This window comes from Castellaniella hirudinis, from assembly GCF_042651965.1.
Lineage (GTDB): Bacteria > Pseudomonadota > Gammaproteobacteria > Burkholderiales > Burkholderiaceae_B > Castellaniella > Castellaniella hirudinis.
The window spans coordinates 1-15,843 of the sequence record NZ_JBHSDY010000008.1; the positions used below are offsets into that span (position 1 = coordinate 1).

The window sequence follows — 15,843 nt, forward strand, 5'->3', positions numbered from 1 at the left end:
CTTCGACATGAAAAACACCCCAAAGGTTGGATCGGTGTCCAACTTTTGGGGGGCAGTTCATTGGGGGGCAGCGAGCCCGGAGGGCGTAGCGTGGGGGCCTTTTTTCATGTGCGGTCCCGCTCAGTCTTCCCGGCGCAGGTGCGGGAACAGGATCACGTCGCGGATATTGGGGCTGTCGGTCAGCATCATGACCAGGCGGTCGATGCCGATGCCGCAGCCGCCCGTGGGAGGCATGCCGTATTCCAGGGCGCGCACGTAGTCCGCGTCGTAGTACATGGCTTCTTCGTCGCCGGCGTCCTTGGCGGCGACCTGGGCCTGGAAGCGCGCGGCCTGGTCTTCCGGATCGTTCAGCTCGGAAAAACCGTTGGCGATTTCGCGCCCGCAGGCGAACAGTTCGAAGCGTTCCGTGATGCCGGCCTGGCTGTCGGAGGCGCGCGCCAGCGGCGAGACTTCGACCGGATAGTCGATGATGAAGGTCGGGTGCCAGAGCTTGGCTTCGGCGGTTTCCTCGAACAGCGCCAGTTGCAGCGCGCCCAGACCGGCGTGGGCCAGGACCGGGCCGTCCACGTCCGCGCCCAGGCGGCGCAGTTCGCCGCGCAAGTACGTCTCATCCTGCAGTTGGGCGGGCGCGTAGCCGGGGGCGTGCTTGAGGATGGCCTCGACGATGGTCAGGCGGTCGAAGGCGAGTTCCAGATCCAGCGGCTGGCCCTGGTAGTTCAGGCTGGCGGTGCCGCACACGCGCCGCGCGGTTTCGCGGATCAGGGATTCGGTGTAGTCCATCAGCCAGCGATAGTCCGTGTACGCCGCATAGAATTCCATCATCGTGAATTCAGGGTTGTGGCGCGGGCTGACGCCCTCGTTGCGGAAATTGCGGTTGATTTCGAAGACACGCTCGAAGCCGCCCACGATCAGGCGCTTCAGATACAGTTCCGGCGCGATGCGCAGGTACATGTCCATGTCCAGCGCATTGTGGTGGGTGATGAAGGGCTTGGCCGCCGCGCCGCCGGGGATGGGGTGCAGCATCGGGGTTTCGACTTCCAGGAAGTCGGCCTCGGACATGATCTGGCGGATCGCGGTGACGATGCGGCTGCGCGCCAGGAAGGTTTCACGCGTGCCTTCGGTCATGATCAGGTCGACGTAGCGCTGGCGATAGCGCAGTTCCTGGTCGGCCACGCCGTGGAACTTGTCGGGCAGGGGGCGCAGGGATTTCGACAACAGGCGCAGAGACTGCACGCGCAGCGACAGTTCGCCCTTGCGCGTCTTGAAGACCTCGCCCTCGGCGGCGACGATGTCGCCGATGTCCCAGGACTTGAAGGCGGTATAGGCCTCGTCGCCCAGCACGCCCCGGTCCAGGTACAACTGCAGCCGGCCGCTGCTGTCCTGCAGCGTGGCGAAGCTGGCCTTGCCCATGATGCGCTTGAGCATCATGCGCCCGGCGACGCGGGCCTGCCGGCCCAGGGCCAGCAGCGCATCCTCGTCCAGTTCGCCGCAGTCGCGGTGCAGGTCGGCGGCGTGGGTGTCGGGGCGGAAGTCGTTGGGGTAGGCGGGGCCGGCCTGGCGCAGCGCGTCCAGCTTGGCGCGGCGCTCGGCGATCAGGCGGTTCTCGTCGGGGGCTTGGATGTCGGTCTGCGAGGTCATGTCGTGCTGTCGGGGAAAAAGAGGCGAGGGCGTCGGGGAAGGCCGGGGCCGCGTCCGTGAGGGGCGCGCCCCGGCGCGGGGCTTAGACGCCTTGTTTCAGGCTGGCCGTGATGAAGGGGTCCAGGTCGCCGTCCAGGACCTTCTGGGTGTTGGAGATTTCCACGCCGGTGCGCAAGTCCTTGATGCGGCTCTGGTCCAGGACGTAGGAGCGGATCTGGTGACCCCAGCCCACGTCGCTCTTGGCGTCTTCCAGTTTCTGCTGTTCGGCCATGCGTTGGCGCATTTCCAGCTCGTACAGGCGTGATTTCAGCATCTGCATGGCTTCGGCGCGGTTGCGGTGCTGGGAACGGTCGTTCTGGCACTGCACGACGATGCCGGTGGGCTGGTGGGTGATGCGCACGGCCGAGTCGGTCTTGTTGATGTGCTGGCCGCCGGCGCCGCTGGCGCGGTAGGTATCGATGCGCAGATCCGCCGGGTTGACCTCGACCTCGAAGGAGTCATCGATTTCCGGGTAGACGAAGACGCTGGCAAAGGACGTGTGCCGGCCGTTGGATGAATCGAAGGGGCTTTTGCGCACCAGGCGGTGCACGCCGGTTTCGGTGCGCAGCAGGCCGTAGGCGTATTCGCCCTCGAATTTGATGGTGGCCGACTTGAGACCGGCGACTTCACCTTCGGATTCTTCCAGGACCTCGGCCTTGAAGTCCTTGCGTTCCCCGTAATGCAGGTACTGGCGCAGCAGCATGGAGGCCCAGTCCTGGGCTTCGGTGCCGCCGGCGCCGGCCTGGATGTCGACGAAGCAGTTCAGGGGGTCGGCCGGGTTGTTGAACATGCGGCGGAATTCAAGCGCCTCCAGGCGTTCGCCCAGGGCGGCGCAGTCCTGTTCGATGGCGAGCAGGGTGGCGTCGTCGTCATCGGCGCTGGCCAGTTCGAACAGGTCGCGGGCGTCGTTCAGGCCTTGTTCCAGATCGGACAGGGTGCCGACGACGTTTTCCAGTGATTTCTTTTCGCGGCCCAGTTCCTGGGCATGCGTCGGATCGTTCCAGACGTCCGGGCTTTCCAGTTCGGCGTTGACGACGATCAGGCGTTCGGACTTGGCATCGTAGTCAAAGATACCTCCGGAGCAGACCCTGGCGCTCGGCGTAGTCGTCGATGCGGGCAATGATCTGGTTCTGGCGTTCGGCTTCCATGGCGGTGTCCTGTGTGTATCGGGCGCGCCGCGAATCCTGTCACGGGCGCACGCATTAAAATGCGGGTCAATCCGCCATTTTAGCGCGCTCGGGACAGAGACGCCGGAGGGCGGCGCATCGCCCAAAAGGAGCCCCCGCCATGCCAGCATCGGAACCGGACCGCCGCGTGCCCGCGCCCGCCGCCCCCCTGGACCTGAGTCCTGCGGCCGTCGTGCCTCCGTGGTGGCAGGGGCCTCTGCGCGAGCTGTCGCCGGCGTATTTCGGCCTGGTGATGGCGACCGGCATCGTCTCGCTGGCGTCGGACATGATGGGGCATCCGCTGCTGGCGCGGGTCCTGTTCGCCTTGAACGCGGCCCAGTACTTCGTCTTGTGGCTGGTCTATCTGCTGCGCGCGGCGCGGTTTCCCCGGCGCTTTTTCGGCGACATGATCGATCATGCCCGGGGGCCGGGCTATTTCACGCTGGTGGCGGCCACCGGCATCCTGGCCGGCCAGTTCATCCTGCTGCGTGGCGACCTGACCGTGGGTTTTGCCCTCTGGGTCCTGGCCGTGGTGCTGTGGGTGGGGCTGACCTATACGATCTTCACCGCCTTTACGGTCAAAAAAGAAAAACCGCCGCTGGATCGCAGCATCAGCGGCGCCTGGCTGCTGGCGGTGGTGGCGACCCAGGCGCTGGCGGTGTCCAGCGCGTTGTTGGCGGCGCACAGCGGACAGCCCTACCGCCTGGAGCTGAATCTGGTGGCCCTGTCGATGTGGCTGTGGGGCGGGATGCTGTACATCTGGATGATGTCGCTGATCTTCTACCGCTACAGTTTCTTTCCTTTTTCACCGGATGATTTGTCACCGCCGTACTGGATCAACATGGGCGCCATGGCGATTTCCACCCTGGCCGGCTCGCTGCTGATCCTGAATGCGCCCCAGGCGCCGTATCTGGTGTCGCTGCTGCCTTTTCTGAAGGGCTTCACCGTGTTCTATTGGGCCACCGGGACCTGGTGGATTCCGATGTTGCTGCTGCTGGGCGTCTGGCGCTATGGGTTCCAGCGTTTTCCGTTCCGCTACGATCCGCTGTACTGGGGCGCGATCTTCCCGCTGGGCATGTACGCGGCCTGCACCTGGCAGATGAATCATGCGATGGGCTTCGATTTCCTGGATTTCCTGCCGCCCGTCTTTTTGTATGCCGCCTGGCTGGGCTGGCTGTTGACCTTCACCGCGATGGTCCGCCGCCTGTGGCGCCTGGTGCGCGGACGGGCGGCTTTCGCCTGAAGCCCCCCGGGGCGCCGGCCTGGATCAGGCCGCCAGCCTGACGGGGGCTTCGGCTGCCTCCAGCCTGAATTGCGTCAGCGTCCGGCGCAGGTCCGTGACGCGGGATCGCTGTTCGGCCACCACTTGCGATGCGGCCTGGGCCTGCCGCGCGCCGCGCGCGCCGATGGCTTCCAGGCGGCGCGCCGCTTGCGCCGTTTCGTGGATGGATTCCGCCTGGGATTCGGTGGCGGCGGCCACCTCGTCCATGATCTGGCAACTGCGGCCGGTGGCTTTGACGGCACGATCCATGGCTGCACGGGCTTCGACGGCCAGTTCGGCGCCCCGGCGGCTGTCGCGGATGGCTTCTTCGATCGTGGACTGGATCAGTCCGGCGGCCTGGTCGCAGCGCTGGGCGAGCGAGCGGACCTCGGCGGCGACGATGGCAAAGCCGCGCCCCTGGGACCCTGCGTGAGCGGCCTCGACGGCGGCGTTCAGGGCGAGGATGTTGGTCTGGAACGCGATCTCGCCGATCTGGCGCGCGGCCTCCTCGACACGCAGCCCGTCTTGCGCGATGCCGTCCATGGCCTGTGCCAGCCGTGCGACGGTCGCGGCGCCCGTCCGGGCCTCGCGGTCGCCTTGCTCGCTCAGGCGCCGGGCCTCGATGGCCCGGTCGTGATTGAGGCGGACGGTGTGGTTCAGGCTGTCCATGGCCGAGGACATCTGCCCGGCCATGGCGCATTGGTCGTGGCTGTCGCCGAGGGCCGCTTCCTGGCCGCAGGACAGGGCGTCCACGCCGGCATTGACGTGCGCGAAGTGGTCCGCCACCCGGCAGAGGGTGCGGTTCAGGCCCTGGCGGATGCCTTCCAGCGCGTGCATCAGGTGTCCCATTTCGTCGCGGCCTGCGCCTTCGATGGGGATGGACAGGTCGCCGGCCGCCAGGTGACCGGCCAGCGCCACGCTCCGGTCCAGGGGACGTTTGACCGAGCGGTACAGACCGCGCAGCGCCAGCATGCCGCACAGCAGCAGCGCCAGCACGGCGCCGACGGCGATGCGTCCGGCTGTGCCGCCGTCAGCCGTGGCCCGGGCGACCTGTTGTTCCATGCGCAGCGCCTGACGGGTGTCGAAGGCATTGATCAGGGCCGTGATGTCCGCTTCCGCCTGGGTGTATTGCTGGCTGAAGATCAGCGCCTTGGCGAGCAGGGCGTTGGGCAGGGCGATGCGGATGCCGCCCTGGCCGTCGTCCAGTTCGCCTTTGGCGGTGCCGATGGCTTCGCGCTGGGTGGCGGCCAGGGCCAGCAGCCGCGCATGGGCGTCCTCGAACAGCGCCAGCTCGGCCTCGTCGAGACCGGCCTGCCGGAAACGGTCGCGGGCGTCGGCCTGGACGCCTCGGGCGTCGGGGATGCGGCCCTCCAGGACGGCCAGGTGGTCCAGGTAGCGCTGTTCGAATTCCGGCTGTTCGCTGGCGACGAAGGCGGCGGCGTCCCGGGACAGGGCCGTGGCTTGCGTCTGGTACCAGCCGGCCAGCTGGCTGGTCTGGTAGCGTGCGGTCTCCGCGTTGCGCAAGGTGTCGGTCGTGCGTTGCAGGTGGGTGACGGCGCCCATGACCAGGCCGACGCACAGCGTCAGCACAGTCATGAACAGGATGAAACGGGTCTTGAGTGTGAACGCGAGCCGCATGCGGACAATCCCTTTGAGTGAAGCGCCCGGGCCTGGCGGCCCGGGCTTGCGCAGGGATTATGGCGGTCGCATGTGACAGCCGTGTGTCGGCCGCCGGAGCGGCCGGCGGCTCGTCAACCGAGCAGATTGGGCAGCCAGAGGCTGACGATCGGCACGTAGGTGATGAAGACCAGGTAGACCAGCAGGATCATCAGCCAGGGCAGGGCGGCGCGGATGACCTGGCCGATGCTCATCTGGGTGATGCCCGCCGTGACGAACAGGTTCAGGCCCACGGGCGGGGTCACCATGCCGATCTCCAGGTTGACCACCATGATGATGCCCAGGTGCACCGGATCGATGCCCATCTGCATGGCGATGGGGAACAGGATCGGCGCCAGGATCAGGATGATGCCGGTCGGTTCCATGAAGGCGCCGGCCACCAGCAGCAGGATGTTGACCACGATCAGGAACTGCCAGTCGCTCATGTTCCAGGCGATGATCTGCTCGGCGATCGCCTGCGGGATGCGTTCGGTGGTCAGCACGTGGGCGAACAGCAGGGCGTTGGCAATGATGAACATCAGCATGATGGTCACCTTGGCCGCCTCGATCAGGACTTCGGGCACCTGTTTCATGCCGATGTCGCGGTAGACGAACACCGCGATGGCGAAGGCGTAGACGGCGGCCACGGCAGCGGCTTCGGTCGGGGTGAAGACCCCGCCGTAAATGCCCCCCAGGATGATGACGATCAGCAGCAGGCCCCAGATCGAATCGCGTCCGGCGGTCAGGACCTCGCCCAGGCTGGCGCGCGGCTGGCGCGGCATGTTGCGCACGCGCGCGACGATGTAGATCGCCACCATCAGCACCAGGCCCAGCAGCAGCCCGGGGACCACGCCGGCCATGAACAGCGCGCCCACCGAGGTTTCCGTGACCGCGCCGTAGACCACCATGACGATGGACGGCGGGATCAGGATGCCCAGGGTGCCGGCATTGCAGATCACGCCCGCCGCAAAGGACTGCGAGTAGCCGGCGCGCACCATGCCGGCGATCACGATCGAGCCCACGGCCACCACGGTGGCAGGCGAGGAGCCCGAGACCGCGGCGAACAGCACGCAGGCCATCACCGAGGCGATCGCCAGGCCGCCGTGCAGGTGGCCGACCGTGGCGATGGCGAAGCGGATCATGCGACGGGCCACACCCCCGGTGGTCATGAAGGCGCCGGCCAGGATGAAGAAGGGAATGGCCATCAAGGTGAAGTGCTCGGAGGTCTCGTAGAGCTTGAGCGACAGCGAGGCCAGCGAATCGTGGCCGAAGGCCATGATGGTCAGCAGGGACGACAGGCCCAAGGCCACGGCCACCGGCATGCCGATGAACATGAAGACGAACAGCAGGATGAACAGAGCAAGCGTGGTCATGCGGCGTCTCCCTTGGAGTCGTTCTCGTCGAGGAGTTTCATGGCATCGGCGACCTCGTCGCCCAGCAGGGAGGCATCGCCTCCGCGCAACAGATTCCACAGCACCTCGCCCAGGCGCCAGATCAGCAGGGCGTAGCCCAGCGGCAGCACGACGCGCGGCACCCATTGGGGAATCGGCAGATCCTGGGCCATGATGCCGATGGTGTACATCTTGTCGACGTAGATCCAGGCGCCGTAGACGACGATGGCCGCATACACGATGCACAGCAGGGTGCTGACGATGGCCAGCTTGTGCGCGATACGGGCAGGCAGGGCGCGTACCAGGGCGTCCACGCCGATGTGCGCGCCCACACGCACACCGTAGGAAATGCCCAGGAAGATCAGGGCGCCGAAGCAGAACATGGTCAGTTCCAGCGCCCAGACGAAGCTGTAGTTGAAGACGTAGCGGGCCACGACCTGGGCGAAGGTCACCACGGTCATGGCGGCCAGGAGAAAGGCGATCAGGCCTTCCTCGATGTGTTCCAGCCATTTTTTCAGCATGGAAGGATCCCCTTTTAGGATGTGAAACGGCCGCTGGGGAGCGGCCGTGATGGACAAGGCGAGGCCGAACCTTATTGCTGGTTCGAAGCGATGGCGGCGTCGATGATGTCCTTGCCGATCTGATCCTGGAATTTGTCCCAGACCGGGCGCATGGTGGCGCGCCAGGCGGCGACGTCTTCCTTGGACAGTTCCTGGATTTTCGCCTTGCCGGCGTCGGCGATGCGCTGGCGGTCGCGGTCGTTGATCTCGGCCGCCAGTTTGTTGGCGTGCTCGGTGGCGCCCGCCATGGCCTTTTGCAGGCCGGCGCGCACGTCTTCGGGCAGGCCGTCCCACCAGCCGGAATTGGTGATGACCATATAGTCCAGCGCACCGTGGTTGGTGACCGCGATGGTCTTCTGGACTTCGTGCATCTTTTGCGAGTAGATGTTGGACCAGGGGTTTTCGGCGCCGTCGACCACGCCGGTCTGCAGGGCCTGGTAGACCTCGGAGAAGGCCAGCTTCTGGGGGTTGGCGCCCAGTTGGCGGAATTGGGCTTCGAGCACGTCGGAGGACTGGATGCGGAATTTCAGGCCTTTGACGTCTTCGGGGCGGGTGAGCTTGTCCTTGTTGGTGGACAATTGCTTCAGGCCGTTGTGCCAGTAGCCCAGGCCCTTGATGCCCTTGGACTTCATGGAATCCAGCAGCTCCTGGCCCTTGGGGCCGCTCTGGAAGCGGTCCAGGGCGTCCATGTCATCGAACATGAAGGGCAGATCGAAGATCTGGATTTTCTTGGTGTAGCGGTCGAATTTTGCCAGCGAGGGAGCAATGATCTGCACGTCGCCCAGCAGCAGGGCTTCCATTTCCTTGCCGTCGCCGAAGAGCTGCGAATTGGAGAACACCTGCACCTCGACCTTGCCCGGCAGGGCGGCCTCCGCCAGTTCCTTGAATTTGAGCGCGCCCTGGCCCTTTGGGGTGTTTTCAGCGACGACGTGGCTGAATTTGACGATGATGGGGGCGGCGTGAGCGGTGGCGGCAGCCAGTCCCATGGTCAGGGACAAGCCGATAGCGGCGGCGATGTGGGTGGTCGCAAATTTCATTGAGGAGGTCTCCGGGGTTGAGGCGCGCCATGAGGGAAAAATCATGACGTCCGGCTGACAGTCTACTGACTGAATGGCAGTTGAACGAGCGGAGTATAGGCAAAAACCGATCCCCCCGTCGACACGGACAAACCATTAGAAATAACCTTGTTTTGTACCGGGACAAGGCCGTGGATGCAGGGGTTTGGCTTAGTTGTCGAGGCGGGCGCAATCAGCGGCCAGTTCGGCCATGGCGGCGCCGTCCAGCAAGCGGTCTGCCATGGGCAGCAGTTCCTCGTCGGCGCGTTTCAGCCAGGCCAGGGTGTCCTCGGCCCAGGCGGCAAGCGCATCCCGGATGGCCGGATCGGCGGGGCTGTGCGAGGCTGTTTCGCTTTGGGCGGCGTCGTCCCGCAGACGAGTCGCCTGGCGCCAGCGGCGGTCCAGGTCGGCGCGGCTCTGGGCCAGGCCGCCGGTCATGCCCTTCAGGCAGACGGCGTCCGATCCCGCCATGGATTCGATCAGGGCGGGAAACAGGCGCCGTTCCAGGATGTCGTGGGCGATGCGCGCCGGACCGTCGATCCAGGCCGCGAGGGCGGTGAAGTCGGCCGCAGCGGGTGCGCGGCCGTCGGTGTACGTCTGGAGACGCGCGCGCGTCTCGGCGTGGACGGCCAGCAGCCGGGCGATCGGGTCCGGGGTGGACGGGCTGGACATGGGGGGCCTCCGGAGTCTGGGTTCCGAGTTTGGGTGCCTCTTTATCGTAGCGCTCCCGCCGCGTTCCGGCGCGACCGCGATCCCTTCCGGTTTCGGGCGTGGTCCCCGGCTTGGCCGCCCTTCCATCCTGCAGTGAGTTTTATATTTCCATAAGAAATAAAGAAATCGTGAACAAATCGTTGTTGCTCATTAAGGTCGATCGTTAAAGTATCGACCATCAATGAGTTTGGGCCTTTCAGGCGATTTTCCGTATGAACCTTTCCTTCAAACAGGTTGAAAAGCATTTCGGCGACCTGCGGGTGGTCGAACACTTCGAGCGTGACATCGCCCCGGGTGAACTGGTGGCGCTGGTCGGGCCGTCGGGCTGTGGCAAGTCCACCCTGTTGCACATGGCGGCGGGTCTGGAAAAGGCTTCGGCCGGCCAGGTGCTGGTCGACGGGCAGCCGGTGCGCAAGCCCGATCCCAGCCGCATGCTGATGTTCCAGGAAAACGCCCTGTATCCCTGGCTCACCCTGGTCCAGAACGTGGCCATGGCCCTGGAACTGCAAAAGGTCGGCCGGGCCGAGGCCCAGCGCCAGGCGCGGCTGTGGCTCGACAAGGTGCAGCTCAAAGGCTTCGAGGATTATTTCCCGCACCAGGTCTCGGGCGGCATGCGCCAGCGCTGCGCCCTGGCGCGCGCCTTCATCACGCACCCCGAGGTGCTGCTGCTGGACGAACCCTTTGGCGCGCTGGACGCCTTGACCCGCATGACGCTGCAGGACGCCCTGCGCACCCTGATCCGCGAAACCCGGCCCACGGTGCTGCTGGTGACCCACGACGTGGACGAGGCGCTGTTCCTGGCCGACCGCATCCTGGTCTTCAGCGCCCGGCCGTCGCGCGTACTGAAAGAATTCCATCTGTCGGATACCGAAAAGACCCACGATCTGTCGAATTTTTCCGCCATGCGCCGGGAAATCCTGGGCCTGCTGGGCATCGTCGACGACACCGAACACACCCCATCCATCCCCGAGGAACTTGCAGCATGAAAGCCAGCCGTTTTTTGATTCCTGTACTCGCCGCACTGACGCTGGCGTCCCAGGTGCAGGCCGCCGAACCCTTCAAGGTCGGCTACATCCGCGTCATGGACGACGCCCAGGCCATCGCCGCCTACGAGGGCAAGTTCTATGAAAAGCAGGGGCTGGACGTGCAACTGGTCGAGTTCAAGTCGGGCACCGACCTGATCAAGGCCATCGTCGGCGGGCAGCTCGACACCGGCGTGCTGGGTTTCACCAACGCGGCTTCCTGGTCCTCGCGCGGCGCGGACCTGAAGGTCGTGGGCGGCGCGCAGCGCGGCTTCCACGCGCTGGTGGTGCGTGAGGACACCGGCATCCATGACGTGGCCGGCCTGAAGGGTCACACCCTGGCCTCGCAGAAAGAGGGCAGCACGGCCGATACGGTGCTGCGCGGCGTGGTGCTGAAGAACGCGGGCCTGGCGCCTGAAGACGTGACGGTCATGGGCGTGAGCCCGCAGGTGGCCGTGCAATCCCTGGTCGGCAAGCGCGTGGATGCGGCCTTCCTGTTCGAGCCCCAGGCCAGCATCGCCCAACTGATCGCGCCAGTGAAACAGATTTACGAGATCGGCGAGGTCTGGCCTTTCCCCTGCATGGTGACGATCACCTCGGGCGAAACCCTGAAGAACAAGAAGGATCTGGTCTGGAAGTCGCTGGACGCCCAGCGCGAGGCCATCGACCTGCTGCAGCACAAGCCCGATGAGGCCGCCAAGCTGATCGCCGGCTACTTCATCGCCGAGCCGACGCTGGCGACCTTGAAGAACGGTGACGTGCCGCGCGAGCAGATCATCAGCAAGGCGATTCAGACCCAGACCTTCAGCGCCGCGCTGACGCCGGAAGACCTGTCGCGCATGCAGGAAGTGGCCGACATCATGCAGGCCCAGGGCGCGTTGAAGACCCAGGACGGCAAGCCCTACGAAGTGAAGTCCATCGTCGACCTGGACTGGCAGCAAGCCCGCAAGCTGTAATGCATGGGTGCCCGGGTGCGATAATGGCACCCCCGCGACCAGGGACCTGTGCGCGCGCCGTGATTCACTTCGGCGCGTGAGCGGACCTGGTGATATATCCCGATGGCCGGGTCAGGGTTTCCCTGATACCCGGCCATGCCATGCCTGGAATCCATGAGTAAAAAACGACGTCTTTCCCCCGCCGCACGCAAGCTGGCCATGCTGATCGCCATTGCTGCCATTCTGCTGTTCTGGCAGATGGCCGCCTGGACCTTGCCGGACTTTCTGATGCCGGGCGTGCCCAAGGTGCTGGAGCGCGTGTGGCACGACATCCAGACCGCCGAGTTCCGCGCCATTCTGGCCGGCAGTATGGGGCGGCTGGGCGTCGGCTACGGCTTTGCGCTGTTGTTCGGCATCGGCTTCGGCCTGGCCGGGGGGCTGCTGCTGTTCTTCCGCGAGGTCCTGAAGTCCGTCATCATCATCCTGCAGTCGATACCGTCGATCGCCTGGGTGCCGCTGTTCCTGATCTTGATGGGGTTTGGCAATGTACCCATCATCGTCGTGATTGCGCTGGCCGCGTTCTTTCCGGCGGCCCTGTCGGTCATGAATGCGACCGAGAGCGTGCTGCAGACTCATGTATCGGCTGCGCGCGTCATGGGGGCCAATCCCTGGGACATGGTGCGGCGTGTCTATCTGCCCGCCGTCATGCCGGAACTCATCACCGGTGCTCAACTGGCTTTTGGCAACGCCTGGCGGGCGCTGATCTCGGCCGAAATGCTGATCGGCTTCGGCCAGGGGCTGGGGCGTTCGCTGGCCTATGCGGGCGAGACTGCGGACATGGTGGGCGTGATGGCCAATATCCTGACCATCGCCATCCTGGCCACGCTGATCGACCAGGTCTTCCTGGAAAACATCAAGCGCAAGGTGCTGCGTTACCAATACGTATGAGGTCCGGCGATCCGCCGGGGCGTGCAAGTTCATGAAGGACGTTTCGCATTATTCATCGCTGCGGTCCGGCCTGTCGGCCGGACTGGTCGCCGCTGCGCTGGCGGTTTCCGGCGTTGCCGCCGCCGCGGATGCCGCGCCGCTGCCCGCTGCGGGCGATGGCTGGCGCCTGGGTGTGGCCGAGGTGCCGGCGCCCCATGCGCCGGGCGCCAAGGTCCGCACCACGGCCCGCATCGAGGTGTTGGCGGGTCAACTGGGGGAGGGCGGCGCGCCTCTGCAGGCGGTGGCGGTCGGACAGGCCGCGCAGCAGCTCACGGATGGCGCGCTGGATGCCTGGGTGGGCGCGTGGACTGATGGGCGCGCGCTGCCCGAGGGGCTGCGTGCCACGCGGCTGAGCTGGTCGGCGGCTCCCATGGCGATCATGCGGACCGATACGGATATCCATGCCTGGTCCGACCTGGGCGGGCGGACCGTGTGCCTGAGCGCAGATGGCCGTGTGTCCGGCGAACTGTCGGCGCGTTTCGGCGCGATCGAGCAGATCTATGCCTCGGCGGCGGATGCCTTGCTGGCCCTGCGGGTCGGCCAGTGCGACGCGGCGGTGCAGGACGAAGACTTTTTAAAGCAGTTGCTGACGTACCCGGAGTGGCGGAAATTTTCCGCGCAACTGGCGCCGTATCGGGCGCAGGCGCTGACGCGGCTGGTGCGCGACGACCTGGCGACCCCGCGCAAAACGGCCGTGCGCCAGGCCACCTCGGCCGAGCGCCTGCGTGAACTGGCGCGCCAGCAGGCCCGGGACATCGCCTTCGAGGTCTACCTGGACCAGACGGTGCCGGACTGCCACTGAGATTTTTCGGGAAAGCGGGCGGGTACTGACGTACCGCCGGATGTGCAGGGCGCGGGCCCGGATCGGCCGCGCCGTGTGTCGCCGGATCGGGACCGGCGAGCGATCAGTTGCGACGGCGGGGGGGCGGCGCGCTGCCGGTGCCGGGGCCGCGGTTCAGGTGACGGAAGGTGATGCGGCCCTTGGTCAGGTCGTAGGGCGACATTTCCAGGGTGACCTGGTCGCCCGCCAGGATGCGGATGTGGTGTTTGCGCATCTTGCCGCCGGTGTAGGCGATGACGGGATGCCCATTGTCCAGAGTCACGCGGAAACGGGAATCCGGCAGGACTTCCGTCACGGATCCGTGCATTTCGAGCAGTTCTTCTTTGGCCATTGTGTGTGCTCCGGTGAGAGGGACAAAAGATCAGCGGGCATGCGCTGCGCCGGTGGCCGGGCGCGGCATGCGGGTGGGGTCTTGAAGACGAGCAAATCCGGGCAGGGGAGAAACCCCCCGAGGGGACGGCGGGACGAATCCCGCGTAGACTGGCGCAAAAAACAGCCAGTATTGAAAACCGCTGATTATCAAGCACTTAATGATAAGGCTTGAAGCATCTTGATGTCAAGGAAACAGGACTGAATCAGGGCTGATTCGGGACCCGGTCCAGGTTTGATCCTGCGCTGCGGGGCGTTGGGGGCGGCGTGGACTCAGGTTCTGCGCAGCAGCGTGCGGAGCCGGTGCGGTTAGAATTCCCGCTGACCCTTTGTTTTTCGAGCCCGCATGAACGAACGATTGAGCCCCGGCACGGTGGCCCTGCTGCTGGTCCCGCCCCTGTTGTGGGCGGGCAACGCCGTCGTCGGCCGGGCGGTGGCCGGGATGGTGCCGCCGCTGACCCTGAACTTCCTGCGCTGGGCGGTGGCCCTGCTGCTGCTCCTGCCCCTGGGCTATGGGGTGTTGCGCGCCGGCAGCGCCATCTGGCGGGAATGGCGGCGCTACGCCGTGCTGGGCCTGCTGGGGGTGGGGCTCTACAACTCCCTGCAATATCTGGCCTTGCATACTTCGACGCCGGTGAACGTGACGCTGGTGGCGGCCAGCATGCCCGTCTGGATGCTGATCGTGGGGCGGGTGTTTCACGGCGTGGCGATCCGGCCGGCCCAGGTGGCGGGCTCGGCGCTGTCCCTGGTGGGGGTGGCCGTGGTGCTGTCCCAGGGCGATTGGGATCAGTTGCTGGCGCTGCGCTTCGTGGCCGGGGATCTGCTGATGGTGCTGGCCACGATCATCTGGGCCTTCTATAGCTGGCAATTGACCCGGGTCCCGGCGGATGCGCCGGTGCGGGCGCATTGGGCCGGCTTTCTGCTGGGACAGGTGCTCTACGGCGCGGCCTGGTCGGGCCTGTTTGCTGCATTGGAGTGGGGTCTGACGGACTGGCGGGTCGACTGGGGCTGGCCTCTGGTGCTGACCGTGGCGTTCGTCGCCATCGGCCCGGCGATCATCGCTTTCCGTTGCTGGGGCGCCGGAGTGCAGCGCGTCGGTCCGACCCTGGCGGGCTTCTTCAACAACCTGACGCCGCTGATCGCGGCCGTATTGTCGCTGAGCCTGCTGGGCGAAACGCCCCGGCTGTTCCATGTGCTGGCCTTTGCGCTGATCATCGGCGGCATTGTCTTGTCGTCGCGGCAGCCGAAGGCATGAGCATTGTGAGCGTGGGCACGCAGGAGGGCGAAGGGACGCCGCTGCTGTCCTACGGCAGCCTGGCGGCCAGCATGTTCGTGGTGGGCGCCTGCGTAGCCCTGAGCAAACCCTTGGCGGCCGTGTTCCCCGTGTTCCTGCTGGGCTGGCTGCGTTTCGGCATCGGCGGCGTCAGCATGCTGCACTGGCTGCGCCGGCCGGCCGCCGAACCTGCACCCACGCCGCGTGTGCGCCTGCTGGTGTTTCTCGAAGCCTTCATCGGCAGCTTTCTGTTCACGGTCTTCATGGTGCTGGGCGTCAGCTATAGCGGGGCCGTGGCCGCCGGGGTCGTGATGTCGGCCATCCCGGCCGCGATCGCGGTGCTCAGCCGGCTGCTGCTGCGCGAGGCGATCCGCCCCCGGGTGTTGGCGGCCATCGCCTGCGCGGTGTCCGGCATCGCCTTGCTGGCCCTGCGCCGGCCCGACTCCGGGGGCGGTCCGGCGCAGGGGGGCGAGGGCGAACGCTGGCTGGGCTATGCGCTGCTGTTCGGCGCCGTTCTGTGCGAAGCCTGCTACGCCGTGATCGGCAAGCGTCTGACGGCCGTGCTGTCGTCACGCCGCATCAGCGCCCTGATGAATCTGTGGGGGTTCGCGCTGATGCTGCCGGCAGGGGCCTGGGCCGCCTGGACCTTCGATTTCGGCGCGGTGTCCTGGACGGTATGGGGGCTGCTGCTGTTCTACGGGCTGGCGTCGAGCTGGACCGTCTGGCTGTGGATGACGGGCCTGCGCCGGGTGCAGGCTTCGCGCGCCGGGGTGTTCACCGTGATGCTGCCGGTCGGCTCGGCCTGCGTCGGCGTCTGGATGCTGGACGAGCCTTTCGGCGGCCCGCAGGCCCTGGCTTTCGGCCTGGCCCTGGCGGGCCTGCTGCTGGCCGCCTGGCCTGCGCGGCCGGGGCGCGCGGGGGCCCGAGGCCGGCGCTAGC

15 protein-coding genes are annotated in these 15,843 nt (G+C 66.2%); 7 read left to right on the top strand and 8 right to left on the bottom strand.

The window, feature by feature from the left end; genetic code table 11:
- Positions 1-120: 120 nt before the first annotated feature.
- Positions 121-1,638 (bottom strand): lysine--tRNA ligase, encoded by a 1,518-nt coding sequence (lysS, locus tag ACFO0J_RS13150; protein ID WP_376813551.1) that lies wholly within the window; start codon positions 1,636-1,638, stop codon positions 121-123.
- A gap of 82 nt (positions 1,639-1,720) precedes the next feature.
- A protein-coding gene (gene prfB, locus ACFO0J_RS13155; RefSeq protein ID WP_376813552.1) for a peptide chain release factor 2 occupies positions 1,721-2,825 on the bottom strand; the annotation gives its coding sequence in 2 pieces (ribosomal slippage) (positions 1,721-2,743 and positions 2,745-2,825; 1,104 coding nt in all).
- A 139-nt stretch (positions 2,826-2,964) separates the two neighbouring features.
- Between prfB and ACFO0J_RS13160 the strand changes: the two genes are divergently transcribed.
- Positions 2,965-4,086, top strand: a complete 1,122-nt coding sequence (locus ACFO0J_RS13160; protein WP_376813553.1) for a tellurite resistance/C4-dicarboxylate transporter family protein — start codon at positions 2,965-2,967, stop codon at positions 4,084-4,086.
- Between the two features lie 24 nt (positions 4,087-4,110).
- Here ACFO0J_RS13160 and ACFO0J_RS13165 read toward each other — a convergent pair whose 3' ends face one another.
- The 5 genes from ACFO0J_RS13165 to ACFO0J_RS13185 all read right to left on the bottom strand — a co-directional run bounded on the left by ACFO0J_RS13165 (position 4,111) and on the right by ACFO0J_RS13185 (position 9,438).
- Positions 4,111-5,742 carry a methyl-accepting chemotaxis protein gene (locus ACFO0J_RS13165; protein ID WP_376813554.1) on the bottom strand — a complete coding sequence of 544 codons (1,632 nt, stop codon included), beginning with the start codon at positions 5,740-5,742 and terminating at the stop codon, positions 4,111-4,113.
- 113 nt (positions 5,743-5,855) lie between these two features.
- The gene (locus tag ACFO0J_RS13170) at positions 5,856-7,133 is read right to left on the bottom strand and encodes a TRAP transporter large permease (RefSeq protein ID WP_376813555.1); all 1,278 of its coding nucleotides are present in this window, start codon (positions 7,131-7,133) and stop codon (positions 5,856-5,858) included.
- Positions 7,130-7,672, bottom strand: coding sequence for a TRAP transporter small permease (locus ACFO0J_RS13175; RefSeq protein ID WP_376813556.1), 543 nt, complete (start codon positions 7,670-7,672; stop codon positions 7,130-7,132). The genes ACFO0J_RS13170 and ACFO0J_RS13175 overlap by 4 nt, the downstream gene beginning before the upstream one ends.
- A gap of 71 nt (positions 7,673-7,743) precedes the next feature.
- Positions 7,744-8,748 (bottom strand): TRAP transporter substrate-binding protein, encoded by a 1,005-nt coding sequence (locus ACFO0J_RS13180; RefSeq protein ID WP_376813557.1) that lies wholly within the window; start codon positions 8,746-8,748, stop codon positions 7,744-7,746.
- Positions 8,749-8,937: 189 nt separating this feature from the next.
- On the bottom strand, positions 8,938-9,438 hold the full coding sequence (locus ACFO0J_RS13185) for a hypothetical protein (protein WP_376813558.1): 501 nt from the start codon (positions 9,436-9,438) through the stop codon (positions 8,938-8,940).
- A 251-nt stretch (positions 9,439-9,689) separates the two neighbouring features.
- Between ACFO0J_RS13185 and ACFO0J_RS13190 the strand changes: the two genes are divergently transcribed.
- From ACFO0J_RS13190 to ACFO0J_RS13205, 4 genes are all read left to right on the top strand, one after another.
- Positions 9,690-10,463: an ABC transporter ATP-binding protein gene (locus tag ACFO0J_RS13190; RefSeq protein WP_376813559.1), complete on the top strand. Its 774-nt coding sequence runs from the start codon at positions 9,690-9,692 to the stop codon at positions 10,461-10,463.
- On the top strand, positions 10,460-11,455 hold the full coding sequence (locus ACFO0J_RS13195) for an ABC transporter substrate-binding protein (protein ID WP_376813560.1): 996 nt from the start codon (positions 10,460-10,462) through the stop codon (positions 11,453-11,455). Before ACFO0J_RS13190 ends, ACFO0J_RS13195 begins: the two co-directional genes overlap by 4 nt.
- 198 nt (positions 11,456-11,653) lie before the next feature.
- Complete coding sequence (locus ACFO0J_RS13200) at positions 11,654-12,382, top strand: ABC transporter permease (RefSeq protein ID WP_376813586.1); 729 nt, start codon at positions 11,654-11,656, stop codon at positions 12,380-12,382.
- 31 nt (positions 12,383-12,413) lie between these two features.
- The gene (locus ACFO0J_RS13205) at positions 12,414-13,223 is read left to right on the top strand and encodes a type 2 periplasmic-binding domain-containing protein (protein ID WP_376813561.1); all 810 of its coding nucleotides are present in this window, start codon (positions 12,414-12,416) and stop codon (positions 13,221-13,223) included.
- 103 nt (positions 13,224-13,326) lie between these two features.
- On the opposite strand, the gene infA is transcribed toward ACFO0J_RS13205, so the two are convergent.
- Entirely contained in the window at positions 13,327-13,593 is a 267-nt protein-coding gene (gene infA, locus ACFO0J_RS13210; RefSeq protein WP_376813562.1) for a translation initiation factor IF-1, read from the bottom strand.
- Positions 13,594-13,977: 384 nt separating this feature from the next.
- On the opposite strand from infA, the gene ACFO0J_RS13215 reads away from it, so the two are divergent.
- On the top strand, positions 13,978-14,886 hold the full coding sequence (locus ACFO0J_RS13215; protein ID WP_376813563.1) for a DMT family transporter: 909 nt from the start codon (positions 13,978-13,980) through the stop codon (positions 14,884-14,886).
- Complete coding sequence (locus ACFO0J_RS13220) at positions 14,883-15,842, top strand: DMT family transporter (protein WP_465251286.1); 960 nt, start codon at positions 14,883-14,885, stop codon at positions 15,840-15,842. The genes ACFO0J_RS13215 and ACFO0J_RS13220 overlap by 4 nt, the downstream gene beginning before the upstream one ends.
- Position 15,843 lies beyond the last annotated feature (1 nt).

Coding starts and splice junctions, on each gene's coding strand:
- ACFO0J_RS13190 (WP_376813559.1), top strand. CDS start 9,690: ATGAACCTTTCCTTCAAACAGGTTGAAAAGCATTTCGGCGACCTGCGG.
- ACFO0J_RS13200 (WP_376813586.1), top strand. CDS start 11,654: ATGCTGATCGCCATTGCTGCCATTCTGCTGTTCTGGCAGATGGCCGCC.
- ACFO0J_RS13165 (WP_376813554.1), bottom strand. CDS start 5,742: ATGCGGCTCGCGTTCACACTCAAGACCCGTTTCATCCTGTTCATGACT.
- ACFO0J_RS13205 (WP_376813561.1), top strand. CDS start 12,414: ATGAAGGACGTTTCGCATTATTCATCGCTGCGGTCCGGCCTGTCGGCC.
- ACFO0J_RS13170 (WP_376813555.1), bottom strand. CDS start 7,133: ATGACCACGCTTGCTCTGTTCATCCTGCTGTTCGTCTTCATGTTCATC.
- ACFO0J_RS13175 (WP_376813556.1), bottom strand. CDS start 7,672: ATGCTGAAAAAATGGCTGGAACACATCGAGGAAGGCCTGATCGCCTTT.
- ACFO0J_RS13160 (WP_376813553.1), top strand. CDS start 2,965: ATGCCAGCATCGGAACCGGACCGCCGCGTGCCCGCGCCCGCCGCCCCC.
- lysS (WP_376813551.1), bottom strand. CDS start 1,638: ATGACCTCGCAGACCGACATCCAAGCCCCCGACGAGAACCGCCTGATC.
- ACFO0J_RS13215 (WP_376813563.1), top strand. CDS start 13,978: ATGAACGAACGATTGAGCCCCGGCACGGTGGCCCTGCTGCTGGTCCCG.
- ACFO0J_RS13185 (WP_376813558.1), bottom strand. CDS start 9,438: ATGTCCAGCCCGTCCACCCCGGACCCGATCGCCCGGCTGCTGGCCGTC.
- ACFO0J_RS13180 (WP_376813557.1), bottom strand. CDS start 8,748: ATGAAATTTGCGACCACCCACATCGCCGCCGCTATCGGCTTGTCCCTG.
- infA (WP_376813562.1), bottom strand. CDS start 13,593: ATGGCCAAAGAAGAACTGCTCGAAATGCACGGATCCGTGACGGAAGTC.
- ACFO0J_RS13220 (WP_465251286.1), top strand. CDS start 14,883: ATGAGCATTGTGAGCGTGGGCACGCAGGAGGGCGAAGGGACGCCGCTG.
- ACFO0J_RS13195 (WP_376813560.1), top strand. CDS start 10,460: ATGAAAGCCAGCCGTTTTTTGATTCCTGTACTCGCCGCACTGACGCTG.